Origin of the sequence: uncultured Aquimarina sp. (genome assembly GCF_947492115.1) — a bacterium.
Lineage (GTDB): Bacteria > Bacteroidota > Bacteroidia > Flavobacteriales > Flavobacteriaceae > Aquimarina.
The window spans coordinates 21936-48769 of sequence record NZ_CANLMM010000002.1; the positions used below are offsets into that span (position 1 = coordinate 21936).

Sequence of the window (26834 nt, forward strand, 5' to 3'; positions counted from 1 at the left end):
ATACCACTCTCTCTAAAAATGTAGTGTCATTTGAACCTAATAAAAATTGGATTTTCAAAATAATAACTTGGAGTATATACGGATTCATTTTCCGCAAACCTATACCAAGGAGAGATCTTCGTATCTTCAAAATTTTTAAGCAAACACACATTTTGCGCTGGAGTATTTCCTTGCGCTAACAAAAAGAGTGATTTCCCATTTTCATCAACAGCATGATCAACAATAATCTCGATATGGCCAGGAGTTCCAGGTTTTACTAACATATCTCCGATTTTTAAATCCTTTATGGCAACTTTTGGCAGTTCTGTACTTAAAGACAAGGTGCCTGCATAGGTGAAAATCAAATTCAAATATTTATAAAAATTCACTTCAGAATAGTTTGCGGCAGCTGTTTTATGAAAGCTAACTTTATTGCCTTTTATTTTTGGCCTATACCCTTCGGCATATTTTTTCCATGAACAATAATGCCCTGAAGTAAAATTAAAACCTATTTCGTCTTTCCGATTCTTCTCCCATAAATATTCAGCTCTTAATCGCATCAGTGCATCAGCACATTGTTGCAATCCATTTTTTGGGAACTGGAACTTCTAAAATAGCATCATGCCAATGCTGAGCAAAATACTTACTATCATCATAATTTATAATTGGTGATCCATACGTTTTTAATGGGTAATTTCGTAGATAATCTTGGAAAGAACCTTTAGAATATTCTTTCCTTTTGTAACCTTCAGGCAACGCTACTCGGGTAAGAACAGAATCACCTTCTTTATTGATATAATTAGGAGAGGAAACCATTTCTGTTATTGTTCCTTTTACATGATTTGTTAGATGTCTACCTTTAGAAGTGGTTCTAATCAAAAGAATTAAAACAACTATTACCAATCCAACAAAAACATATTTTTTCATACGAAACCGACTAATTTAAGAACACTCTAATTAAGAAAGAACACCAATATTTACTATCCGTTGCAGAAATAAACATAAAAAAACAACAACCATCAAATTTGGGATTTTATTAACAAACACCATTTTAAGTGAAACGTCATTAGAAGCAACAATACCGGTATTTGAATATAATTTTAATCTTAAATTTCAGACTAATGAAAACTTTTATTTTATCAATCCTAGTAGCTTTACTAGGGTACTCAAATACTATTGCTCAAGATGAAACAACATATGGGTTCAACAAAGGAGATTTTACCATTTCTGGATCTATAAATTACTCAAAAACAAATAGCTCATCAGAATATATTAGTGATATAGATTATTTTAGCAATGATCAAAACTCTAGTAACCTAGCCATCATTCCCGAAATTGGATATTTCATTTCTGATCATTTTATGATAGGTGCTAATCTGGGGTATCTTAATCAACATTCTGAGACGGAAACGATATCCAGATTTGATCAATCCGGTTATATTGCTGGCATATCTGGTAAATATTTTTTTACTCCTAAAAAAAGAATTTCACTTTTTTCAGAAATCGCCACTTCTTATACCAAACTAAATGGAGACAGCAGATCTTTTAATACACAAGTAATTACTACCACAGGAGAAAGAGAAACAGAAAGCTTTGCTATTGGTTTAAGCCCTGGAATCAATTTATTCTTAAATAAAAGACTATCCTTAACCTCAAGAATAGGAAGAATTGGATATGAAAAAACAAAGGGTAATGCAGTTAATCAGGATAATAACAGTACTTCTTCTTTCGAAAACGATAGATTTGTTACTTCTATAGGATTAGATAATTTTTATTTCGGAGTCCTATATCGAATATAAAATCAAGGCAAATAAAAAACCGATACATTTTTGTATCGGTTTTTAAAAGTATGTTATAGACACTAGATGTCCTATCCTCCAAAGTCATCAAATCTGATATTCTCATCAGGAATACCAAAATCTTCTCCCATTTTTTGAACTGCTTTGTTCATTAATGGTGGACCACAGAAATATAATTCTATATCCTCAGGTGCATCATGGTGATTCAGATAATTATCAATCACACAATTATGGATAAATCCTACAAATCCATCACCTTCTGTATCATTAATATCTTTCTTTACTTTCCAATTATCCTCTTCTAATGGCTCAGATAAAGCTAAATAGAATTTAAAGTTAGGAAACTTATCTTCTAATTGCTGGAAATGATCTAAGTAAAATAATTCTCTTTTAGAACGTCCTCCGTACCAATAGGTAACTTTACGACCAGTTTCTAAGGTTTTGAATAAATGATACAGGTGAGAACGCATTGGCGCCATTCCTGCACCACCACCTACGTAAAGCATTTCTGCTTCAGATTCATTGATAAAGAATTCTCCGTAAGGACCAGAGATAGTAACTTTATCTCCAGGTTTTTGTGCGAAAATATAAGAAGATGCTACACCTGGATTAACATCCATCCAAGCATTCTTACTTCTATCCCATGGTGGAGTAGCAATACGAACATTTAGCATAATGTCTCTTCCTTCTGCTGGGTAAGAAGCCATAGAATATGCTCTTTCCACAGTTTCTCCATTCTTCATCACTAATGGCCATAAACCAAACTTATCCCATTCCGCTTTGAATTTGTCTGGAGTTTCATGCTCCTCTGGATGCGCAGTAATATCAATATCAGAATATTTAATTTCACAAGGTGGAATTTCTATCTGAATATATCCTCCTGCTTTATATCCCATATCTTCCGGAATACGAACTACAAATTCTTTGATAAAAGAAGCCACGTTATAGTTACGCACAACTTCTGCTTCCCATTTCTTGATACCAAATACCTCTTCTGGTATTTCAATATTCATATCTTGTTTTACTTTTACCTGACAAGCTAAACGCGCTCCATGCTGTAACTCTTTACGAGAAAAGTGTGGCGTTTCTGTAGGTAATGCTTCTCCTCCACCTTCTAATACGTGGCATTCACACTGTATACAGGTTCCACCACCACCACATGCAGATGGTAAAAATATTTTTTCATTACCCAAAGTAGATAATAAAGTACCTCCAGAAGCTACTTCTATCTCCTTTTCTCCATTAATGGTAATCTTTACAGGTCCTGATGGTAATAATTTGTCTTTTGCAAACAATAAAATCCCAACTAAAACCAATGTTAACACCAAAAATGAAATAATGGTGATAACGATTGTTCCAACTGTAGATGCTAAAAATATCATATTATTTAAGTATTGAAACGTTAGTATTTTCTGCTACTTCTTTAGCAGTCTCTTCTTTCACTTGCACAGTTTCTTTCTTTTTGGCCTCTTCTTCTTCACCACCAGTTAACATTCCACCAAAACTCATGAAACCAATCGCCATTAAACCAGTAAGTATAAATGTAATTCCTAATCCTCTTAACGGAGCAGGTACATTAGAATATCTGATCTTTTCTCTAATAGCGGCAATCGCTAAAATTGCTAAGAACCATCCTATCCCTGATCCTATTCCGTAGACTGCAGCATGTGAAATCGTTGCAAATTCTTTTTGTTGCATAAATAATGATCCACCAAGAATCGCACAGTTTACCGCGATAAGTGGTAAAAATATACCTAAAGAATTGTATAAGGACGGAGAAAACTTCTCTACAATAATCTCTACCAATTGTACCATAGTTGCTATGGTAGCAATGAATAAAATAAATGTTAAGAAACTTAGGTCGTAATCTGCATATTCAGGACCTAACCAAACCAAAGCACCTTCTCTAAGAATGTACTTATCTAATAAAAAGTTTAAAGGCACTGTAATTGCCAAAACAAATATAACCGCTGCTCCAAGACCTACCGCAGTAGATACTTTTTTGGAAACCGCAAGGTATGAACACATTCCTAAAAAGAATGCGAATACCATATTATCTATAAAGATCGATTTTAAAAATAACTCTAAATATTCCATGTTTCTTTATTTTAATGATCTTCAATTAATGCTTTATTTCTACTTCTTTGGATCCAGATAATAATTCCCACCGTGATCAATGCCATTGGTGCTAACACCATAAAACCATTATTCTCATATCCAAAAGCGTATACTCCAGTCTTTTCGATCGGATCTCCTAATACTTTAGCCCCGAATAGTGTTCCTGATCCTAATAACTCTCTAAAGAAAGCAACGATGATCAACAATACTCCATATCCTGCTGCATTACCAATACCATCCAAGAAAGATTTCCAAGGACCATTACCCAAAGCAAATGCTTCAAAACGTCCCATGATAATACAGTTGGTAATGATTAATCCGATAAATACCGAAAGTTCTTTACTTAATGTATATGCAAATGCTTTTAGTACTTGATCCACCACAATTACTAAAGTAGCAACAACTACCAATTGCACGATAATTCTAATCTTAGAAGGAATGATATTTCTCATCAATGAGATTACCACATTACCGATTCCTAAAACAAATACTACCGAAATTGCCATTACGATAGATGGCTTTAACTGCGCAGTAATTGCCAATGCAGAACAAATACCTAATACCTGAATTGTAATAGGATTATTATCAGCAAGTGGATCTGTTAATAGCTTTTTATTCTTCTTCGAAAACAATGGCTCTTTAGGCTCTTTTGCTTTAACTTCAACTTTTTCTTCTGTTACTTCAGCCATTTGTTATTTTTTTAAAGTTGCGAAATAAGGTTGATACATTTTGATCCCTTTCTTTACCATAGCCGTAACACCATCACCAGTGATCGTAGCTCCCGCCATAGCATCCACAGCATTGTCATCTTTTCTCACATTCTTAGGATCTCCATTACCTTTCTTTACCGTAATTCCTTTATAGTTTCCAGCAGCATCTAGTATGCTTTCTCCAATAAAGTCATCTCTGAAATATGCTTCTTTGATATTTGCACCTAATCCAGGAGTTTCTCCTTTGTGATCAAAAAATGCTCCTTTTACCTTCTTAAACTCTTTATCTAAAGACACATATCCCCAAATCGCATCCCAAAGACCATTTCCTCTCATTGGAACAATATAAAACTCCTCTCCATCTTTTTTACCGATGAATAAAGGCATTTTACGTTTGTAATTTGGGTCTTGCTTTAATTTATCATTCTCCTTTTTCACCTCGATGTTAAAAGCATCTTCAGTCTTCTCTGCAACATCACCTACAATGATATATTTTTCATCTCCCACATACTTATTAAAAAGCTCTTCTGCTTTTTCTGCAGGAACAAACTCATTAGGATCTTCGGTATCAGTAACTCCCATAGCAAACAAAATATTTTGCTGCTTCTCTGTTATTTTATTAGCAGTGATATTAGGTTTTAAAACTGAAGATATTCCTGCTAATAAGGCGCCTACTACAACCACCATTGCAATCGCAAAGATGATCGTATATGAATTTTTATCTGTATTAATCGCCATCGTTACGCTGTTTTTAATTTTAGACGTTTCATTCTCTTCTTCACATTTCCTTGAACCACATAGTGATCAATAGTTGGAGCAAATACGTTCATCAATAGAATTGCTAAGAATACTCCTTCTGGATATGCCGGATTAAATACTCTTATCAATATAGAGATAAATCCAATCAAGAATCCATAAATCCATTTTCCTTTATTCGTTTGTGAAGCTGTTACTGGATCTGTAGCCATAAACACTATACCAAATGCAATTCCACCTACAATAAGATGTTTCCAGAATTCTAAATTCATTAATGCATAAAACTTACTTGATTCCGAAATCCAACCTGCATTAGTAACTCCGTTGAATATTAATCCCATTACTAAAGTTCCGATAACTGCACTTAACATGATTCTCCAACTTCCAATTTTTGTAAAAATTAAGAAAGCTGCTCCTAATAAAATTAATAATGCAGATGTTTCTCCTACAGAACCAGGAATAAATCCGTAAAAAGCGTCCATTACCGAGTATGTAGCATCACCTGATCCTATAATATTCTTTCCTTGTGCTAAGCCTCCAAGAATTGTTTCTCCTGATATTGCATCTAATTGTGCTCCACCAGCAATTTCATTTGCTCTTTCTACTGCTCCATGTACCCATACTTTATCACCTGACATCCATGTTGGATATGCAAAGAATAAAAATGCTCTAATCGTTAAAGCAGGATTCAAAATATTCATTCCCGTACCACCAAATACTTCTTTACCGATAACCACTCCAAAAATCACTGCAACTGCTAACATCCATAATGGAGTATCCACTGGCACGATCAAAGGAACTAACATTCCTGTTACTAAGTAACCCTCTTCTACCTCATGACCTTTAATTACCGCAAATAAAAACTCTACCGCTAACCCTACTCCATATGAAATCACTACTAATGGTAAAATCTTCCACAATCCAATAACTAGATTATCTAAAGACCAAAAAGCAGCGCTAAAAAAACCATTAGAAGCCGCTTCTATTTCTCCAAGTGCTAAATAATGCTGATATCCTGCATTAAACATACCAAATATCAAACATGGCACTAGTGACATAATCACAGTATTCATCGTACGTTTTAGATCATCTGCTCCTCTTACATGAGCTCCAGAATGTGTAGTTTCGTCCGGTAAATACAAAAAAGTATGGATTGCATTAAATGCAGGCGCCATCTTTGTACCTTTATACTTAAGTTTTAAGTTATGTAATTTACTTTTTAAACTCATGACTCTATCCTATTTCTTTTAACATTAAATCCAATCCTTCTCTGATGATTTGCTGATGTGGTTGTTTGGACACACAAATGAACTCAGTCAACGCAAAATCTTCAGGAGCTACTTCATACATTCCTAACTGCTCCATCGCATCCAAATCATTAACAGCACAAGCTTTTAAGATTTGTAACGGATAAATATCCATTGGAAAAACATTTTCATAATTACCAGTAACTACAAACGCTCTATGCTCTCCATTCGTATTCGTATTTAAATCATACTTTTTATTTGGGAATAACCAAGAAAAAGTCAATGCTCTAGAAGGAGAAATTTTATTGAAGATTGGCTTATTCCATCCAAAAAACTCATAATCATTTCCTTCCGGAATTACAGTGATCATATCATGATAAAAACCTAAATGACCATCAGGCTTTACATTATCTCCAGTAAGCACATTACCACTGATCACTCTTATGTTGTTATCATTTACTCCAGAATCATATACCACTGAAGATACTTCTGCGCCTATTTTTGTCTTAAAATACTTAGGGCTTTTTACAGAAGATCCTGCTAGCGCAATAATACGCTCGGCATTAAATTTCCCTGTTAATAACAACTCTCCAATAATCACTAAGTCCTGAGGATTTACTACCCATACAACTTCTCCTTTATTTATTGGATCTACTTTAGCGATCTGTACCCCAACATTTCCAGCAGGATGCGGACCACTTACATTATGAATAGTGATGTTATCTAAACCAGTAAAAGGAGAACTTCCATTTTTACCAATAGAAACATGGACATCACCTTCTGTCAACTTGCTCAATGCCGTAACAGCTGCTTGTAGCTCTTTTTCTTTACCCGTTAAAACGTATTCAAGATCTGCAGCCAATGGTGCAGTTGCATATGCAGAAATAAATATTGCTTTTGGAGCAACTTCTGGATTAGCAATTACATCATATGGACGTTGCTTTATAAACGGCCAACAACCAGACGCTAATAAGTGAGATTTGATATCTTCTCCACTCATTGACTTTACATCCTTTGCACCATAATCGGCAAATTGCTGTTCTTTATCCGCTAAAATCTTGAACGTTAATATTTTTCGTTTAGCACCGCGAACAATTTCCACAACTTCACCACTTACCGGAGAAGGAAAAAGCATATTTTCATTAGTTTTTGAGTGGAAAAGGGGTTCGCCGGCTTTTACTTCTGTACCTTGTTTGGCAATAACTTTGGGTACAATACCGTGGAAATCGTCAGGCTTTATTGCGTAAACATTGCTCTTGGTAGCTTCAGAAGTAATCTTCTCTGCTTCACCAACCAGCTTAATGTCTAAGCCCTTTCTGATACGAATGTCTTTTGACATATTAGTAGTCTATGTTAATTAACTAAAAAAATCGTGCAAATTTACTAATTAAAACACGTAAGTGAAAGCTGGTGATGTTATAAGATTTTATTTATAATGTTTCTAAATAAGAAGTTTGAGCCCTAAAAAATCTACACTTATCTTTAGGCACACATTTTGTTTATCTTTACACAATCAACAATTCTATTAATGTCACAAAAACTTAAACAATTCTTTTTGATTTTAGGAATTTTTAGCTCCTTTCCATCAATTATTCTCGCTCAAGAAACCACAGAAGAGGTCGCACCTCCAGACCATATCAAAACCATTCAACTTTTTGGTAGTGAAGAATTTTCGGGCACACCAATTTTAAAACTTGGTGATCCACTAACCATTAGGTTTGATGATATCAATGGAGATGAAGTAGATTATTATTACAAAATCACCTATTATAATTTTGACTGGACTCCTTCTTCCTTGTACAAAAATGAATACCTAAACGGATTTGATGATATTAGAATAGTCAACTACGAAAATTCTTTTAACACCTTACAGATGTATAGCCATTATACCTTAAGAATCCCCAATGAAGATACAAGAGGTTTAAAGGTAAGTGGGAACTATATGATCGAAATTTATGATGACGATGGTGAAATTGTGTTTTCCAGAAAGTTCATCGTTTATGAAAATCTGACTAACGTTAAAGTATACACCAAAAGATCTAGAGATTTAAAATTTATCGATACACGACAATCTGTACAATTTGAAATAAGTTCACCAAATGAAATTCTGAAGAATCCTAAACGCAACGTAAAAACCTTAGTGATTCAGAATAATGATTTAAAAAATGCTATCACAGATTTAATTCCACAATTTACCGTTGCCAATAACCTAGTATACAAATATGATACTGAATCTAGCTTCTGGGCAGGAAATGAATTTCTTTTCTTTGATAACAAAGAAGTACGATCACCTACTGCTAATATCAGAGGAATCGATTTACAAGATATTTATCACAATTATCTCTATACAGATGTGGTACGCGGTAATAGAATTTACACTTATTATCCTGATATTAACGGTAGTTTTGTTGTTAGAAATCTCAGAGCAGAAAACAGCAATACAGAAGCGGATTACGTATGGATGCATTTTGCATTGCAGTGCTATGAGCCTTTAGATGGCGGAGAAATTCATCTTTTCGGAAATTTCAATAATTATATAACTGACGAGTCTACTCGTTTAACATATGATCAAGAGAACGGAATTTACACAGGTAAAAAATTATTTAAACAGGGATTCAACAATTACAAATATGTATTGGTGCGTCCTGACGGAACCATTGACCCAGGTTTTATTAGCGGTAATTTCGATGAAACTGAAAATGAATATGTAGTCATTCCATATTATCGTGCTCCTGGTGCTCGTTATGATCGTGCAATTGGAAAAGGAATCGGAAACTCAAGAAATATTACAAACTAAAAAAAAGGGTAAAGCAATAAAACTTTACCCTTTTTTTTTAAAACTCCGAAGAGAATTTATTGCACAACTGCTTTTATGGTATGTAGTCTTGTCCCATTAAGTTTGATTTCGTAAAAGCATATCCCTTTTCGATTATTATCTAAATGATTTAGTTGAATATCCATTCTTCCAGAAATAACATTATCATTAAATATTGTTCTTTTTTGCCCTAGTAAGTTTATAAAATTAACTTCTAAAACTCCGCTACTTGGCAAATTAAGCCTTAAAAATGAATCCTCTTTAATCGGGTTAGGTATAATCATCGACTTTACGGTATCTTCCGCAGTAGATGCTATTGTCGAAATTGATTCTTCTACCTCATCAATTGACGGTATCTGATCACATGATGACGGACAAGAATCACTCCAGAAACCAACATATTTTCCATTATCGATATATCCAGCTGTAAACCAACCTGTCCTATTTCTTGCTAAATCTACCGTCTGCATTCCATTACCATCATTAAATACTATACCTATATCATCAGGAGACACCCCATTAGGAACGATGAATGACCATTTCTTCCATGGAGTTCCTGATATAGTGGCCATCGCTTGACCAGGCCAAGCTACGGTGTTTTCTAAAGTAATATTTCGATTTCTATCAAACACATAAATATTCGAAGGCCCATTCCAGCTGTAGGTAGGAGTATTAAAATAAATATCTATAACTGTTGCATTTAAACCATCACAATCTATCGGACATTCATCGCTCCAAACACCTTCATAATACCAACCATCTGATGAACGCATCAAATCATCTGTTTGATTACCATCGGCATTAAACACCATACGTATATCATTTTCATGAATACCAGCAGGCAACTGCACTGTATAAGAATACCAATTTGTTGTTGGAAACAAACTCATGGATTGCCCTGGCCATTCATTAGTTCCAGAAAGTGTTGTATTTAAAGAAGCACTAAAAAAGTAAACCTGCACCTGATCACTCCAACCCCATGGTTTATAAAAGTTTACAGTAATTTCGGAAACCATTTCTGTCGTAATGGAAGTAACATCGCTTGGAATAGATTTATTTCCTTTTCTGTCTAATGCTATAATTCTAAATTCATAACTGGTATTCGCAGATAGTCCTGTAATATTTTTAGTTGTACCATTTACCGATTTCACAAACTCATCTCCTTCATAAATCTCATAACTGGTAACTGCAATATTATCCATAGACGCATTCCAAGTTAATGTTAGCGAAACCTGATCTATTTCTGATGCCACAACTTCTAATGGCTTAGACGGCGCTATTTCATCAGATGGAATTTCTATAGCTAACGGAACTTTCCATACTCCTCTACCATAGGTAGCTGCTAATAACACATTATCCTTTAGATTTACCTCTAAATCTCTTACAGCTACATTAGGAAGATTGGAAGAATAATCTTGCCACGGCTCTTCTCCATTTTTTAAATATACTCCTAAGTAGGTTCCCAGATAAATAGACTCTGTTCCTTTGTGATGTCTCACTACGAATTTGGCATCTGGCGGTAAATCCCCAGAAATATCTTGAAAACTAACTCCTTGGTTTTCTGATCTAAAAACTTTTCCACTAATAGATCCTGATGTTGATACATAAATAATCCGATTATTATCATTATGAACTTCGATAGAAGTAATTGAAGAAGGAAATGAATATATTTTCTCCCAGTTTACACCACGATCTTTACTTTTATATAAATCTCTAAAATCAGCAGCATAGATTATGTCCATATCCGTAGGATCCGACTCTATATGATCTATATTTCCACCTCCAAAATCAAAATCAGTTTGTTTTCTAAAAGAAACATTGTCTAACTTATAGAAGCTTTTAAATCCTGCGTAAATATTTCCATTACGATCGGACACCAAAGGCGTTACCCAATTTCCTCTTTCAGGTCCTCCACCAGAATATCTACGAGTTTTACCTCGATCTTCTGTTTTATACAAACTAATCCCATATTGAATAAATCCATAATATGTATTTGGATCATCACCCTGAACTGCACAATCCATACCATCTGCTCCATGATAAACATTCCACTGAGAACCGTCTAAAGCATAGCCTCCATTATCTTGTAAACCACCAACCAAATGATCAGAAGAACTATTCTCTGCTACCGATATTTTATAAAACTGACCAATTTGAAGACCTTTTGTCAAATCCGTAAACGATATCCCGTTATTCACAGACTCATAAATCCCTCCATCACTTCCGCACAAAAGTCGGCCATTATAAAAACGTAAAAAATGTATATCTGCGTGTGTATATGTAGGTTCCGTTGGACTATTCCACCTATTTATTCTTACAAAATTATCTCCTCCATTTATCGACTTCCATACATTAAGACACCCTACAAAAACCATATCCGGATCCTCATCCGAAACCGCTAATGCTAAATCATACCATGCTTGTGTACTTTCTAAAATATTTTCAGTTTCCTGAGTTTTACTAAAGCTTGCACCAGCATCAGTAGATTTATACAAACCTTGAAAAGAGTTTCCAATGGCAGCACTTAAAACATATACATAATTCGGATCTGCAGGAGTAACATCTATAACAAGTCGCGAAGAATTGACAGGCAATCCATTTTGTACTACGTAAAAACTATTACCTCCGTCAGTAGATTTATAAAAAGTATTAGAAGTTGCCGCATAGATGGTATTGGTATCACCAGGTTTTATCTTTATATCCTTAATATTACCCACTAATGTTTTTACCCAATTTGCACCAGCATCTTCAGTTTTATAAACACCTCTACTCGTTGCCACCCATAATTTATTAGAATTATTAGGATCTATATAAATATCATTACCAATTTCGTATTGATCAGAGGCTTCGAGACCAGTTTTATTCCAGGTATACCCTCCATCAGTCGATTTCAACACACCTATCCCGTAAGAATCACTAGCATCATCATCACCTGTAGATATATAAATTACATTAGAATTATTATAGTCAATTGCGATACCCGAAACTCCGATTTGAGGTAAATCATCGGATAAAGGCTCCCAATTTTCTCCATTATCTATAGATTTCCAAATTCCTCCTGCAGGCGCTCCTACATACATAACATTAGACTGATTAGGATCGATGATCCCAACATTTATTCTCCCTTGACCTGGCGACCAAGAATTTGTAGGATCATGATCAAAAGGCCCAATCGGAAGCCAACTTTCCGTCATTTTACTGTTATACGTCTTCTTATTTTGTTTTTCTTCCCAGACATCCCACAAAAAATCAGATGTTGGCAGTGTACCATCTGGCATTACTGTATTCTTATGAAACTCCTGCCATCTCTTAAAAGGTTTATGTCCGCTTCCTTTTACATTAAAATCTTTATTCTCCCAATATCGATCAAAAGCATTGACCAATTCATTAAATTTTAATGTGTTTTTAGTATCAGAAGTTGATTTTTGAAAAATTTGAGACATCCATGGCGCATCTGCATTATATTGCGCATTTCCAATAGTAACTTTGAAAAAAATAAATAACCATAAAGCTATGCTAAAGACAAGGTTTGATTTAATCATATAAAGGTTTATTAAGTTGTTTAAAAAAAGTATTGTTGCTAAACCGTAATTTAACTACTCAAAAATACCATTTACCTTCTCTAAACACTATACCTTCACAAGCTTTAAAATCAATTTAACTAACTTATTTTCAAATACTTAAAACAACCTAAATCGATAAAGTTAAAATTATTTTTTTCGATAAAAACCTAAAAATATTGCTTAAAAACACTATCAAAATTCAACTAAAACGTTATAATCATTTTTTCCTACATTTTTATTCTATCGTTTGCGTATTTCGAACTTAAATATTTGCAACAACTTACCTAGTTTTAAAGACATTGGAAATTGTTTTATTTTGTAACGAAATACAACTACTTTAGTCTCATTATGCAAACCATCTGCTAACCATGAAAGAAAAGGGGAGATTTCTTAAAAAATATCGAGGTAATGAATGTTTAAACTGTGGAGTTCCTTTGGATGTTATAGATCGTTATTGTCATAATTGCGGCCAAATTAACACTACCAAAAAACTTTCGTTTAAAGATTTTTTTAACGAGTTCTTTGCTAGTATTTTTTCGTACGACTCTCGATTAAGACACACCATCGTAGGATTACTTTTCAAACCAGGAGTGGTTACGAAAGAATATGTCGAAGGAAAACGTATAAAATACGCCAACCCATTTAGGTTTTACCTCAGTGTCTCTATCATATTTTTTATTATTAGTGGATTGTTTATTGATTTTGACACTTTAATCCTTGAAGACCATGAGGAAAGAGATAAAAAAGAAGCATTTCAAGTCAAAATATCGAGCCCTTCATTGACCGATGAAAGCAACAAAACAGACACTATCGCTCAAAATAAAGAGCAGGAAGATTTTGTATATTATGATGAAGCTCAATTAGACACCATGAGCATATATAATGCAACTAAAGGTCGATGGAAAACTTACAAATCTCATTATAAAAAAACAGGACAGTTATCAGCTAGTTTGGCGCTAGACAGTTTGCAACATAATAAAAGTGGATATACCAAATATCTATACAGAAGAAGTATTAGAACAGGAGATCTTAATGAAAATCCAATGGAACTTTTGAAATTTGTATTTAACAAACTTCCATTTATCATTTTTTTCTTCCTTCCTTTTTTCGCTTTAACCATTTAATTGATCTACGTTAGACGCTCCTTTAACTACATGGAACATCTGGTATTTACTTTTCATACTCAAACCATGTTTTTTATTCTAATGGGGATTGCCATATTACTAGATCAAATTACAAATAGCGAAATTGCTTCTAGCATCGCTATGTTTGTTTTTCTTTTTTATCTGTATAAGGCTATGCGTAACTTTTATCAGCAAAAAAGAGCCAAAACTATTGTTAAATTTCTGTTAGTAAACATATTATTTTTTATCTTAGCAAGTATAGGTTCAATGGTGGCTATTATAGGATCTATATTTATTTTTTAACAATGGTTGAGCAAATAACAAGAGGTATAAAAATTTCGGTAGATACTACCTTTGAAGGCACGTTCTTTAAGAACTATAAGATTCATTTTGCCTTTGGTTACCGCATCACCATAGAAAATCAAAGTAAAGATTCGGTTCAACTTACTTCGAGATTTTGGAAAATAAAAGATGCATTGAGCAATACTGAAATTGTAGAAGGTGAGGGTGTTATTGGCAAAAAACCAGTACTAAAACCAGGAGAGTCTCATACTTACAATAGCGGATGTCTTTTAAGTTCCCCTTTCGGAGCGATGAAAGGACACTACAATATGGTAAACTTCACTTCTACTAGAAAGTTTAAAGTCATCATTCCTAGTTTTAAACTAAGTGCTCCTTTTGCTTTAAATTAAGTTTTTTAACTAAATCAAAACGTATTGTATTCCCTTCTTGTTCTACATGACAATACTTACAATTAGAATCATATACGAACTTATATTCTTTGGTTAGACTAAAAACAGTACTCGACTTAAATACACCTCTAAAATCCTCAATTCCATGTTCGGTATATCTACTAATTTCAAACATTGATACTTCGGATGACTTCTTTATTGTAAAATATGCACTACTCCCAATTCCAGAAAGATAATGAGCATTTTCTAAAGAATTTGGCAACTCTATATTAGTAGAATATTCCATATCAGGAGTTCTTTTATCAAAATAGTTCGTAAGATTTTCTTTTAAAACGGAATTTGGATACTCCATTAAAACTCCATTCTCTACCTGAAATATTTGATTCTTCAAAGATCCTTTTTCTACATTTCCTAAAGGACTAGGTGTAAATAATTTATTTCTGAGTAAAGGTGTCCTAATACGAGATTTATCCGTGCTATTCAAAATGGTATCGGTAACAATTCTAGAGCAATTACTGCCTTCTTTTCTAAAAGTTGAATACGGAATACTTCCTCGATCCTGCATTTCAACCACGTAAGACTTGGCTTTTTCATAATTAATATAATCACAAACAGAAGCAACCAATCTTCCAGTTCCATGCGTTTTCTCAGGATGCGCCTCTAACCAAACAAGAAACTTATCCAGATTAGTCAAAGCGCCATCATCAGAGAACGTGGCCTTAAATGGAATTTCTAATTCCACATCTGTAATTGCACTACGCACCCTACCTTTTCCATGAGGCGTAATATATCTGCCAAAATCGTAATACTCGGCATTTCCTGTTTTATTTTCAATTAAGACAAACGCTGCATGACCTGCCTTAATAACACCATTTTTTCCCAATCCTAAGAATTGCAAAACACTTGTAGATTTAGTCTCCTCGGCAGAAAATCTAACAAACGTATCTGGAAATGCTAATGAAATTATTTTACCCGTGTAATCCATCACAGATTTCACATTTTAATATTAATAACCTTAATTCTTTTATATAACAATAAGATACTATTTAACTAAGCAGTAATAGCACCAAAAGCTATGGTATGAACTTTGGAATTTTGAAGATCTTCGTATCGCATAGAAAGCTCTTCTTCATTATCTTTTACTACCTGAGTGATGCTTCGAGTTCTAAGAAAACCTCGGTCGATTTGTAAATCGATATTTTTATCACCTATTCCAGCATTTTTATGAAAATTCAAAAGAGATTGGGAAGTCAACGTATTTTCTTGCTCAAATGCATCAAACCAGTTTTCTCTTGTACTTTTCATTTCTGGAGTATACAAAGTTGAAGATGACCAAATATGCGTCTGTTTTTCTAACTGTTTAAAATGTTTTTGTTTTCCATCCCAAACCAATTCATAAAACTTCAAATCCGAACTCCAATTTGCTGCAACGATGGTAAATGGTTCTATTCCTTTGTAATCATATGATTCTATTGCTTGTTCCAAATCATCCGCCCCCAACAAGTCCTTAACCACTACTCCTCGACTTTGCCTGTAAGAAATAAGTCTTTCATGGATTTTAAAACCTCCATTAAGCAAACAAATCATCGTATTTTTATCACTGATACCAATCCAAGTACCACCAGCCACCGCATCTTTAGGAAAAAGCATTCTAGTCTTATTAATCTGATAAAACTCTGGAACTAGTGTTTTTCGATTAATTGCCTCATCTCTATTAGAGGTTAATATAAAACCGTTTTCTTGGGTGGGGATCAAAGTTACTGTACACATAGGTCTTTTGGGTCGGATAAATTTTGTACAACTTACGAAAAAAATACATACAATACTTTACTCATGTTTATAAAAGGTTAAAATCAATATTGCCCTTTTTAATTTCCTATCTTTGCCGCTTTAAGTAAACGTACTCATCTTACAAACTAAATATATCAGATCATGGGAAAAGGTTTTTTTCAAGTTCCAACAGCTATCAATGAGCCTGTAAAGTCATATGCTCCCGGAACCCCAGAAAGAGAAGAAGTTCTGGCAACCTATAAATCAATGTATAATACTACTATTGATGTACCTCTTTATATAAACGGAGAAGAAATCAGAACTGGAGATACAGAAACGATGTCACCTCCTCACGACCATAAACATGTTTTAGGAACATATCATAAAGCTGAAAAACAACACATACAAAAAGCTATCGACACAGCGTTAGAAGCTCGCACGAAATGGGCAAATCTTGCTTGGGAACAACGTGCTGCTGTATTCTTAAGAGCTGCAGAATTAATTGCTGGTCCTTACAGAGCAAAGATTAATGCAGCGACGATGTTAGCGCAATCAAAAAATATTTTTCAGGCTGAAATTGATGCAGCTTGTGAATTTATAGACTTCTTAAGATTTAATGTAGAATTTATGACTCAGATCTATGAAGATCAACCAGACTCTACTTCTGGAGCTTGGAATAGATTAGAGTATAGACCGTTAGAAGGTTTCGTATATGCAATTACCCCTTTTAACTTTACTGCAATATCAGGAAATCTACCTGCGAGTGCTGCGTTAATGGGAAACACTGTCGTATGGAAACCAAGTGATAGTCAAATATATTCTGCAAAAGTAATTGTTGATATTTTCAAAGAAGCCGGAGTTCCTGATGGAGTAATCAATGTAGTATATGGTGATCCTGTGATGATAACAGATACTGTATTAGCAAGTCCGGATTTTGCTGGTATCCACTTTACGGGAAGTACTCATGTATTTAAAGACATTTGGGCTAAAATTGGAACCAATATCCACAACTATAAAACCTACCCTAGAATCGTAGGCGAGACTGGAGGTAAAGATTTTATTGTTGCACATCCAAGTGCGAATGCAAAACAAGTAGCAACTGGTATTTCTAGAGGAGCTTTCGAATTCCAAGGACAAAAATGTAGTGCAGCTTCCAGAGCTTATATACCAAAAAGCTTGTGGAGCGATGTAGAAAAATTCTTATTGGCAGACATCAAATCCTTCAAAATGGGATCTCCAGAGGATATGAGCAATTTCATTACTGCTGTAATTCATGAAGGATCATTCGATAAACTTGCTAAGTATATTGATCAAGCTAAAGAAGATGATAATGCTACAATTATTGCTGGTGGTGGGTATGACAAGTCAAAAGGATACTTTATAGAACCAACGGTGATTCTTACAGAAGATCCAAAATACACCACAATGTGTACTGAACTTTTTGGACCTGTGATTACAATCTATGTATACGATGACAATCAATGGGAAGAAACTTTAAAATTAGTTGATCAAACTAGTGAATATGCTTTAACAGGTGCTATTTTCTCTACAGATAGATATGCAGCTGCAGAAGCCACTAAAGCGTTAGAAAATGCTGCTGGAAACTTCTATATCAATGATAAACCAACCGGTGCTGTTGTAGGACAACAACCATTTGGAGGAGCAAGAGCTTCGGGTACTAATGATAAAGCGGGATCATACCTAAACCTATTACGTTGGGTATCTCCTCGTACAATAAAAGAAACATTTGTTTCACCAGCAGACTATAGATATCCATTTTTAGGAGAATAGTAAATGCTAAAACATATTACAAACAAACCGTATATCTCATTTTGGGTATTATCCCTATTTATGCTGATATACGGTTTTTATTTTCAGAATGACACTTTAGATATCAATGTACATGACACCTATTACGTAATCTCTTGGTTTCATGTTTTTTTGCTTATGTCCCTTTTATTTCTTGGTATTGGGTTGACTTATTTTACAATTCACAAATTGAATAAAACAAAAAATTTAATACTTACTTACATTCATATTATAGGAACAATTGGTGGACTTCTTTTATTTACATTGGTTCCTTATATTTTTTCTTCCGAATCAAAATGGTCATATAACGATAATCTTATTATTACTCAACTAATACTTTTATCATTAGTAATGTTGGTACAACCTATTTTGTTTATACATTTAATGATTAGTATTTTTAAGAAGAAATAACCCTATGATTATACGTCCAGCAAAAATTGAAGATCTGCCTATTCTGTTAGATTTCGAACAAGAAATTATAAAAACAGAAATCCCAATGGACCCAACTTTAATTACTTCAGAAAAAATAAATTATTATGACCTTTCTGAATACATTACAGCAGATCATACTAAAGTAGCTGTTGCAGAAATTAATGGAGAAATAGTAGGCAGCGGTTATGGGCAGATAAGAGATCGAAAAGTGTTTTTCAAAGAAACGGTAATGGGATATATAGGATTTATGTTTGTTAAGGAAGATTATCGAGGAATGGGAGTAAGTCAAAATATAATAAAATATTTATCAGATTGGTTCCGCTCAAAAGAAATCTATGAACTCCACTTAGATGTATATGATCAAAATCCTCGCGCCATTAAGGCGTATGAAAAAGCAGGTTTTGAAAAATATCTTGTAAAAATGAGAGTTAATTTAAAAAATTGACCCTCAGAATTAGCTATTGTTTAGTTTCTATAAAAAAAACAAATTTTCATCTTCTTTAGCTTTATAAAAACAAGAAACCTCACTTTGCTTTTTTCCTTAAAAACCAAGACAGTTTCATAGCTAAAGCACCATAAGCAGCACCTATTCTAATTTCTCTCTTATACGGAGCTAACTTAGCCTCAATACGCAAAGGTGATTTGGACTCCCAGACAACGTTATCAGGGTTAGCTATTTCATATATTTTAAGTGCCACTTCTATTTTACAAGGCTGTGAAAAACCTACATTATACCCAGGATACACCCACAATGTTTCTACATGCAAATTATATTTTGCCTCAGGATTATTTTCTGAAACTTTGATTTTTCTTTTTTTAGGTATTGCATAATTCAAGTTTTCGATAAACATTGGTGCATATACTGTATCTCTATCGGCAAACCAAGAACCTTTGAACCTTTCGCCAGCACCAGATCCAGGTTTATGTCTTTCTCGTATTCGCATCTTATCTTCTATAAACTCCTCTTCTGTCTCATAACCATGCACCTTTATATTATCATACCCAAAAGTAACTGACAGTTCTTTTTCTCCCGCAAGCACAGAAATATCTCCAGAAGCTGTTTTAATTTTTTGACCTAAAACAGTTAGTGAACAAAAAATAATTAGAAGTATACTCAGCGTTTTTCTCATATTCTTAAGTGGTTAAGTATGTTTTCTCGGTAGTGTTTAGCAATTACTAATTAATAAGGAACTCTCCCTGTTTACTCTTTTTATTATAACTTATATTTTAATGGCATGTACACCACTTTTTTGGTTTCAAAAAACTCCTCTTCAAAATAATCCGACAAATCGTATTGATTCGCTTTTGGAAATGCGGAAAGTTCTTCGGTAAGATCACCTCCTTTTAAATATAGTATTCCATTAGACAATTGATGATTAGACTTTTTAGTGATATTCTTTCGAATCCATTTTACAAAATCTGGCATATTAGTTACAGCCCTGCTTACGATAAAATCAAAACGTTCATCAAAAGTTCCTGCTCTTCTTTGTTCCGCCTTTACATTAGTCAACCCCAATGCTTTTACCACTTCATTTACAACTCGAATCTTCTTTGCAATCACATCTACTAAGTAAAATTCAGTTTCTGGAAATAAAATAGCCAAAGGCACACCTGGAAATCCTCCTCCAGTACCTACATCCAAGACTTTAGCACCAGGTTTAAATTGTTCAACTTTTGCTATACCCAGTGAATGCAAAACATGTCGTTCATATAGTAAATCAATATCTTTTCTGGATATTACATTAATCTTAGCGTTCCAATCTTTATACAAATCACCAAGCCTTTCAAATTTTTCTTTTTGATCATCAGTTAGATCGGGGAAATATTTATGTAGAATATCCATGGACTAATTTTTAAAGCGCAAAAATACATCTAAACTTGGATATATTTTACTACTTTTTAAGAAGTTAAAAAAATATAAATACCTAACTTTACCGAATAAAGTATGACGAATACCGTTAAGTCATAAATATGAAACCCATGACTACACCTAATGTGAAATTTAGCAGAGTTGATTCAGCAAAATTTTTCAGAACTCTGAATAAGCGAGTGAATCAATATTTCAAAGAAAATAATATTAAACGAACGGGAAACTGGAAGCTACATTTGAAAACAATTATCATGTTTTCGATATTCTTAACCCCATATTTTCTCATACTTACCCTTGATATATCACAATGGTGGATGCTTTTGCTTACGGTTATAATGGGTATTGGTATGGCAGGAGTTGGTATGAATGTTATGCATGATGGAAACCACGGATCTTATTCTTCTAAAAAGTGGATCAACAAACTAATGGGAAGTAGCATGTATATTCTTGCTGGAAATGTATATAACTGGCAGGTACAACATAATGTTTTGCATCACACTTACACCAATATTCATGGTCATGATGAAGATATGGATGCTGGTAGAATTATTCGTTTTACAAAACATGCTAAATGGATGAAGTTTCATAAATTTCAGCATTACTACTCTGTTTTTTTATATGGCTTACTGACTTTTAATTGGGCATTAACAACAGATTTCAAACAAACTAAAAGATATCTAGCTCGAAAATTAGCTTATGGTAAACTTCCTAGCCCTATAAAACAGTGGAGCACTATTGTTATAACAAAAATTATTTACCTTCTAATTTGGATCGTAGTACCAATGGTGATTATGTCCATCGCATGGTGGAAAATCCTCATCGGTTTTTTCGTAATGCATTATGTAGCTGGTTTGATATTAAGTATCATATTCCAGTTGGCGCATATGGTGGAAGAAGCCCAAATGCCTTTGCCAGATACTACTGGCACTATGAAAAACACATGGGCGATACATCAATTATTCACCACTGTAAATTTCTCAACCAAAAATAGATTAATTAACTGGTTTACCGGAGGATTAAACCATCAAGTGGAACACCACATTTTTCCACATATTAGTCACATTCATTATACCAAAATCTCTAAGATTGTAAAACAAACAGCACAGGAGTTTAATTTACCATATAATGAATATAAGACTACTCGCAAAGCGATTATCGCCCATTTTAAACATCTAAAACAGATGGGAATGAAACCTGCTATGCAATCATAACTTTTATTTATCAATTACCAAAATGAGCACACAAGTATCGGAAATGAGTATTCAATTATCAGACAAAATCAACAAATTAAAGGCCTCTGCAACCTTAGCAATGGCAGCTAAGGCTAGAGAATTAAGAGCAGAAGGTAAAGATATTATCGGTTTAAGTTTGGGTGAGCCAGACTTTAATACTCCGGATTTTATAAAAGACGCAGCCATTCAAGCTGTTAACGATAACTACAATTCTTATACACCAGTAGATGGATATGTAGAATTAAAGGACGCAATCATCACAAAGTTCAAAAGAGATAACAACCTAACATACGATCGTTCTCAGATTGTAGTGTCTACAGGTGCGAAACAATCTTTGTACAATGTTGCACAGGTATACCTAAACCCTGGTGATGAAGTTATACTTCCTTGTCCTTATTGGGTAAGTTATAGTGATATTGTAAAACTTGCAGAAGGTGTTCCTGTGGAGGTAAAAACTTCTATAGAGAATGATTTTAAAATGACCGCTGAGCAACTAGAAAACGCCATTACACCTAAGACCAAAATGATATGGTACAGTTCTCCTTGTAATCCTAGCGGATCTATATACAGCAAGGATGAATTAAGGGCATTGGCAGATGTGCTACAAAAATATCCAGACATTATCGTGGTTAGTGATGAAATCTATGAGCACATCAACTATGTAGGAGATCATGCATCTATGGCTCAATTCGAAGATATGTACGATAGAACTGTTACGGTAAACGGTGTTGCCAAAGCATTTGCGATGACAGGATGGAGAATAGGTTATATTGGAGCACCACAAGCCATTGCTAGAGCTTGTAACAAAATGCAAGGTCAGGTAACTAGTGGAGCCAATTGTATTGCCCAAAGAGCAGTTATTACCGCTTTAGAAGCTCCTGTAAGCAATATCCAATATATGGTTGATGAGTTTAAAAACCGAAGAAAACTAATTTTAGATTTATTAGCAGCAATACCTGGTTTCGAATGTAATGAACCCGAAGGAGCTTTTTACGTATTCCCAGACATCTCTTATTATTTTGGAAAAACAATCGATGGCACTACTATTAATAACGCTTCAGACTTTTCTATGTTCTTATTAGAAAAAGCAAATGTTGCTACTGTTACTGGAGATGCTTTTGGAAACGGAAACTGCATCAGAATATCTTATGCTGCAAGTACTGAACAAATTACTGAAGCTATAAACAGAATTAAAAAAGCTGTTAGTTAATTAACAAAATCATATATCTTTTATTAAAAAACCGATGATTCCATAAAAATCATCGGTTTTTATTTTTTCCAAAATAAATTACCGTTTTCGGAGTTATAAGTAATGATATTCTAAAATGTTTTGGGGAAAACACTGAAGAAAGAAATAATTGTAGTTTGAACATAAATAACAATCTTAAAACCCGTATTTGTATTTATGGACATTCTTGAAAAAGAACGTATCGTTCAAAAAAATGTGCTTCAAATTTTCAAAGAGAATTTTAAAAGCCCCCTTTCAGATGATGAGATTCTAAATTATACTCCTTCGGACATCGATAATTCAACATCTTATTACGAAGCAATACTTGACATCTTTTTTATAGAACCTATTTATTTGCAAAGTGTACAAGGCAAAGTAAAAGACACCATTAAAAAGGTGGCAGAGCTTTGGCATATCAATCCTTATGCAATAGGTCCGTGGGAAGCTGCTTTTTAATATAAAGTTTACCTATTTCTCCAAAAGAAAGGAGTAAGCAGTATAAGAACAGTAAACAATTCTAAACGTCCGATAAGCATTAAGAAAGAACACCACCATTTTCCAAATGCTGGCAATACATCGAAGTTATTCACAGGACTAAGTTTTCCTAAAGCTGGCCCAACATTACCAAGCGAGGAAGCCGCTCCTCCAATCGCGGTTTCGAAATCTAATCCTAGCATTCCTAAAACTAATGAACCAATTATAAACGACAACATATACAATATAAAAAACGCAAGTATATTATACACGATCTCTTTAGAAACCGCTCTTGTATTATAACGTACAGGCAATACCGCTCTTGGATGCAACGTTCTTTTAAATTCTAAAATACCATTACGAATAGTAATTAAATGCCTTACTATTTTCATACCTCCCGCTGTAGATCCAGCAGATCCACCTAAGAACATCAAACCAAAAAATATTATTTTTAAGAAAGGCGTCCAGACGGTAAAATCAGCCGAGACAAACCCTGTTGTAGTAACAACTGCCAAAACCTGAAATAATGCATGCCTAAAAGCACTCTCTGCTTCTCCTAACACCATCGGATGATCTATAACTGAATTTGCAGGATCCGCTTTCAAATAAATAATAATAGCAGAAACTGCGGTAAACACAACCATAAAAATTACATACCACTTAAATTCTTCATCTTTTAAGAATTTACCAAACTTCCCTTTAAAACCGAAATAACTTAATATAAAATTCATTCCAGCTAAAAACATGAATACGATAATAATGTATTGAATAAGCGGCTGATCATTCCAATAAGCCACACTAGCATTTTTGGTTGAAAAACCTCCAGTGGATAAGGTACTTAGCGCATGATTAATAGCATCGAAGAAATCCATTCCAGCTACTTTAAGCAATATAGTTTCTGCAGCTGTATACCCAAAATAGATAAGCCACAGCCTTTTTGCCGTATCCGTAATTCTAGGATGCAACTTATCGGCACTAGGTCCAGGAGCCTCTGCAGCGAATAACTGCATACCTCCAATTCCTAACAATGGTAATATTGCTACCGCTAATACAATAATTCCCATACCACCTATCCAATGGGTAAGACTACGCCAAAAAAGCACTCCTTTTGGCACAATTTCTATTTCATTAAGTATAGAGGCACCAGTAGTAGTATAACCAGACATCGTTTCAAAAAACGCATTGGTAAACGAGGGAATGGCATCAGAAAACAAATAAGGTAATGTACCACTTAAGGACATGAAAATCCATCCAAAAGTAACAACAATATAACCCTCTCTTTTATTAATAGACTTTTGATGCTCACGCGTAAGAAACATTAAAATTATTCCGACAAACATGGTAGATAATGCCGCTAACATGATTTGCATGGTAACGCCATCTTTATAGATAAAACTAACGATAGTTGCTATCAGCATAAAACCTCCATTACAGAGCAATAAAAGCCCCATAATATGAGTAATAATTTTAAAGTTAAGCTTAGACATCTTACAGGAAAAGTTTTTCTATTTTCTTAATAGATTTTGGCAAACAGCATACCACTACTCTATCACCCGCTTTTATATAAAAACCTCCAAGAGGAATCATTCCTTCTCCATCTCTTATAACACCAGCTATAATTGCAGATCTTGGAAAATCAAGATCTCTAATTAGATTATCACTCACCTCAGATGTAGGCTTTACAACAAACTCTAGCAACTCCGCATTCATGTTATTCAGCTTTGTCATTGCCACTACTTCCCCTTTTCTAATAAATCTGAATATATTATTAGCTGCTAAAAGTTTTTTATTAATTAAGGTATCAATCCCAATCGAATGTGATAATTGAAAGTAGTCCATATTTTCTACTAAAGCTATCGTCTTCCGAACACCTTTCGATTTTGCTACTAAGCAAGACATAATATTGGTCTCTGAATTACCAGTTACAGCAATAAAAGCATCCATATCATCTATGTTCTCCTCTTCTAACAACTCTACATTACGTCCATCACCATTGATAATCAATGCATTTGGAAGATCATCTGCTAGATCAAAAGCTTTATCCTTATCACTTTCTATAAGCTTAACCCTAAACTTATGATCACATAAATCACAAGTTGTTTTATAACCAATTTTACTCCCTCCAAGAATCATGACTTTCTTGATCTGCTCCTTAACCTTACCGGTTAACTTATAAAGTTCTTCCACTCCACCTTTTGATGTCACGAAATATACCTGATCTCCTTCCTTGAATTTAGTATCTCCCCTAGGTATAATGGTATATTGGGTACCTGATCGCTGAATAGCAATTGGCATAAAATGTAATTCTGGAAAAATCTCTGCTGCTTCCCTAACAGTCTTATCTACAAAAAGAGCTGACTCAGAAAGTGTAGTCCCCACCATGGTTAGTGCTCCATCTTCAAACTCATAACTATCACTAAAAGCAGACTGATTAAGTAATAGTTCAATTTCACTTGCTGCTAATGCTTCTGGAGAAATTAATTCATCTATTCCAAACTTAATAAAACCTACTTCTTCCTTATTTTCAATAAACTCAGTATTTGATATTCTGGCGATCGTGCGTTTTGCTCCTAATTGTTTTGCTAAAACACATACGGTAATATTAGTAGTCTCACTAGAGGTTACACTTATTACCATATCAACATTTTCTACTCTGGCATCTTTAAGAATACTTATTGAAGTTGCATCTCCCTTTATCACACGTATATCCAAGTGACTATCCGCATAATTTAAACATTCTTTATCAGGATCTATCAGTGTAATATCCTGAGACTCAAATGAAAGTAATTTCGCCAAATGAAACCCTACCTCGCCTGCTCCGGCAATAATAATTTTCATCGGTGTTTTTTATTATTTATCATCAAAAGATAAAATTAAACTTCAGTAGAAACCCTGTTTTTAAAGGTGAAAAATTTCTACTGAAAAATAAAAGTCTACAAAGATAATGGAATTTAATAAACTGGTAAAATTATTAAATAACGCCTACACAAAAAGCAAATTCAAAATAGTAGTTTATCAAAAAAAGATCACTTTCATTTGAAACAATCAAATCCTCTTTAAAGACAAAAAACACATTATTAAGACCAACTTATTTCTACATTTTCAAGTATAAAATCAATCAGTATGTACAGAGTTTTTACAAAAAGAGTAATATAATATCGGCACTTACTTTATTTGGAGTCATTCTCTATAAAAACTATTAAATTGGGTAACAAT

The 26834-nt window shown here is 33.9% G+C and carries 24 protein-coding genes; 9 read left to right on the forward strand and 15 right to left on the reverse strand.

Translation table 11 applies throughout. The annotated features are described in order from the left end of the window. Positions 1-26: 26 nt before the first annotated feature. Complete coding sequence (locus Q1A73_RS05465) at positions 27-563, reverse strand: DUF4846 domain-containing protein (RefSeq protein WP_299602675.1); 537 nt, start codon at positions 561-563, stop codon at positions 27-29. Further along, positions 547-906 (reverse strand): DUF4846 domain-containing protein, encoded by a 360-nt coding sequence (locus Q1A73_RS05470; protein ID WP_299602678.1) that lies wholly within the window; start codon positions 904-906, stop codon positions 547-549. The genes Q1A73_RS05465 and Q1A73_RS05470 overlap by 17 nt, the downstream gene beginning before the upstream one ends. A gap of 194 nt (positions 907-1100) precedes the next feature. On the opposite strand from Q1A73_RS05470, the gene Q1A73_RS05475 reads away from it, so the two are divergent. After that, positions 1101-1778, forward strand: coding sequence for an outer membrane beta-barrel protein (locus Q1A73_RS05475; RefSeq protein WP_299602681.1), 678 nt, complete (start codon positions 1101-1103; stop codon positions 1776-1778). 71 nt (positions 1779-1849) lie between these two features. Here the strand turns inward: Q1A73_RS05475 and nqrF are convergent, their stop codons facing one another. From nqrF to Q1A73_RS05505, 6 genes are read right to left on the reverse strand one after another with little or no spacing between them, the layout of a single operon-like run. Then, a complete protein-coding gene (gene nqrF, locus Q1A73_RS05480; protein ID WP_299602683.1) occupies positions 1850-3160 on the reverse strand; it encodes an NADH:ubiquinone reductase (Na(+)-transporting) subunit F in 1311 nt (436 codons plus the stop codon). A gap of 1 nt (position 3161) precedes the next feature. After that, positions 3162-3875 (reverse strand): NADH:ubiquinone reductase (Na(+)-transporting) subunit E, encoded by a 714-nt coding sequence (nqrE, locus tag Q1A73_RS05485; RefSeq protein WP_299602685.1) that lies wholly within the window; start codon positions 3873-3875, stop codon positions 3162-3164. An 11-nt stretch (positions 3876-3886) separates the two neighbouring features. Then, complete coding sequence (locus tag Q1A73_RS05490) at positions 3887-4585, reverse strand: NADH:ubiquinone reductase (Na(+)-transporting) subunit D (protein WP_299602688.1); 699 nt, start codon at positions 4583-4585, stop codon at positions 3887-3889. A 3-nt stretch (positions 4586-4588) separates the two neighbouring features. Further along, positions 4589-5344 (reverse strand): Na(+)-translocating NADH-quinone reductase subunit C, encoded by a 756-nt coding sequence (locus tag Q1A73_RS05495; protein ID WP_299602690.1) that lies wholly within the window; start codon positions 5342-5344, stop codon positions 4589-4591. 2 nt (positions 5345-5346) lie between these two features. Further along, positions 5347-6591: an NADH:ubiquinone reductase (Na(+)-transporting) subunit B gene (locus tag Q1A73_RS05500; protein ID WP_299602693.1), complete on the reverse strand. Its 1245-nt coding sequence runs from the start codon at positions 6589-6591 to the stop codon at positions 5347-5349. 4 nt (positions 6592-6595) lie between these two features. Continuing rightward, positions 6596-7948, reverse strand: a complete 1353-nt coding sequence (locus Q1A73_RS05505; RefSeq protein WP_299602696.1) for a Na(+)-translocating NADH-quinone reductase subunit A — start codon at positions 7946-7948, stop codon at positions 6596-6598. Between the two features lie 189 nt (positions 7949-8137). On the opposite strand from Q1A73_RS05505, the gene Q1A73_RS05510 reads away from it, so the two are divergent. After that, positions 8138-9406 carry a DUF5103 domain-containing protein gene (locus tag Q1A73_RS05510; RefSeq protein ID WP_299602699.1) on the forward strand — a complete coding sequence of 423 codons (1269 nt, stop codon included), beginning with the start codon at positions 8138-8140 and terminating at the stop codon, positions 9404-9406. 56 nt (positions 9407-9462) lie between these two features. Here Q1A73_RS05510 and Q1A73_RS05515 read toward each other — a convergent pair whose 3' ends face one another. Beyond that, entirely contained in the window at positions 9463-12966 is a 3504-nt protein-coding gene (locus tag Q1A73_RS05515; RefSeq protein WP_299602701.1) for a starch-binding protein, read from the reverse strand. A 389-nt stretch (positions 12967-13355) separates the two neighbouring features. Here Q1A73_RS05515 and Q1A73_RS05520 point away from each other — a divergent pair, with 389 nt between their 5' ends. Continuing rightward, positions 13356-14111, forward strand: coding sequence for a DUF3667 domain-containing protein (locus Q1A73_RS05520; protein WP_299602703.1), 756 nt, complete (start codon positions 13356-13358; stop codon positions 14109-14111). A 305-nt stretch (positions 14112-14416) separates the two neighbouring features. Beyond that, the gene (gene apaG / locus Q1A73_RS05525; RefSeq protein ID WP_299602706.1) at positions 14417-14803 is read left to right on the forward strand and encodes a Co2+/Mg2+ efflux protein ApaG; all 387 of its coding nucleotides are present in this window, start codon (positions 14417-14419) and stop codon (positions 14801-14803) included. On the opposite strand, the gene Q1A73_RS05530 is transcribed toward apaG, so the two are convergent. Beyond that, positions 14772-15788: a DUF6695 family protein gene (locus Q1A73_RS05530; protein ID WP_299604639.1), complete on the reverse strand. Its 1017-nt coding sequence runs from the start codon at positions 15786-15788 to the stop codon at positions 14772-14774. The genes apaG and Q1A73_RS05530 overlap by 32 nt on opposite strands. Positions 15789-15853: 65 nt before the next feature. Next, positions 15854-16573, reverse strand: a complete 720-nt coding sequence (locus Q1A73_RS05535; protein WP_299602710.1) for an NRDE family protein — start codon at positions 16571-16573, stop codon at positions 15854-15856. 162 nt (positions 16574-16735) lie between these two features. Here Q1A73_RS05535 and pruA point away from each other — a divergent pair, with 162 nt between their 5' ends. Continuing rightward, positions 16736-18364, forward strand: coding sequence for an L-glutamate gamma-semialdehyde dehydrogenase (pruA, locus tag Q1A73_RS05540; protein WP_299602713.1), 1629 nt, complete (start codon positions 16736-16738; stop codon positions 18362-18364). Between the two features lie 433 nt (positions 18365-18797). Then, positions 18798-19259, forward strand: a complete 462-nt coding sequence (locus Q1A73_RS05545; RefSeq protein WP_299602716.1) for a GNAT family N-acetyltransferase — start codon at positions 18798-18800, stop codon at positions 19257-19259. A gap of 79 nt (positions 19260-19338) precedes the next feature. Here the strand turns inward: Q1A73_RS05545 and Q1A73_RS05550 are convergent, their stop codons facing one another. Together Q1A73_RS05550 and rsmG are read right to left on the reverse strand one after the other, a co-directional pair. Then, a complete protein-coding gene (locus Q1A73_RS05550; RefSeq protein WP_299602718.1) occupies positions 19339-19944 on the reverse strand; it encodes a hypothetical protein in 606 nt (201 codons plus the stop codon). A gap of 83 nt (positions 19945-20027) precedes the next feature. Beyond that, positions 20028-20657 carry a 16S rRNA (guanine(527)-N(7))-methyltransferase RsmG gene (gene rsmG, locus Q1A73_RS05555; protein ID WP_299602721.1) on the reverse strand — a complete coding sequence of 210 codons (630 nt, stop codon included), beginning with the start codon at positions 20655-20657 and terminating at the stop codon, positions 20028-20030. A gap of 137 nt (positions 20658-20794) precedes the next feature. Between rsmG and Q1A73_RS05560 the strand changes: the two genes are divergently transcribed. The 3 genes from Q1A73_RS05560 (at position 20795) to Q1A73_RS05570 (ending at position 23600) form a co-directional block, all read left to right on the forward strand. Continuing rightward, positions 20795-21895, forward strand: a complete 1101-nt coding sequence (locus Q1A73_RS05560; RefSeq protein WP_299602724.1) for an acyl-CoA desaturase — start codon at positions 20795-20797, stop codon at positions 21893-21895. A gap of 43 nt (positions 21896-21938) precedes the next feature. Next, positions 21939-23126, forward strand: a complete 1188-nt coding sequence (locus Q1A73_RS05565; RefSeq protein WP_299604642.1) for a pyridoxal phosphate-dependent aminotransferase — start codon at positions 21939-21941, stop codon at positions 23124-23126. A 195-nt stretch (positions 23127-23321) separates the two neighbouring features. After that, positions 23322-23600 carry a hypothetical protein gene (locus Q1A73_RS05570; RefSeq protein ID WP_299602727.1) on the forward strand — a complete coding sequence of 93 codons (279 nt, stop codon included), beginning with the start codon at positions 23322-23324 and terminating at the stop codon, positions 23598-23600. An 8-nt stretch (positions 23601-23608) separates the two neighbouring features. On the opposite strand, the gene Q1A73_RS05575 is transcribed toward Q1A73_RS05570, so the two are convergent. Both Q1A73_RS05575 and trkA read right to left on the reverse strand, forming a co-directional pair. Beyond that, entirely contained in the window at positions 23609-25105 is a 1497-nt protein-coding gene (locus Q1A73_RS05575) for a potassium transporter TrkG (protein ID WP_299602730.1), read from the reverse strand. A gap of 1 nt (position 25106) precedes the next feature. Beyond that, the gene (gene trkA, locus Q1A73_RS05580) at positions 25107-26456 is read right to left on the reverse strand and encodes a Trk system potassium transporter TrkA (RefSeq protein ID WP_299602733.1); all 1350 of its coding nucleotides are present in this window, start codon (positions 26454-26456) and stop codon (positions 25107-25109) included. Between the last annotated feature and the right edge of the window lie 378 nt (positions 26457-26834).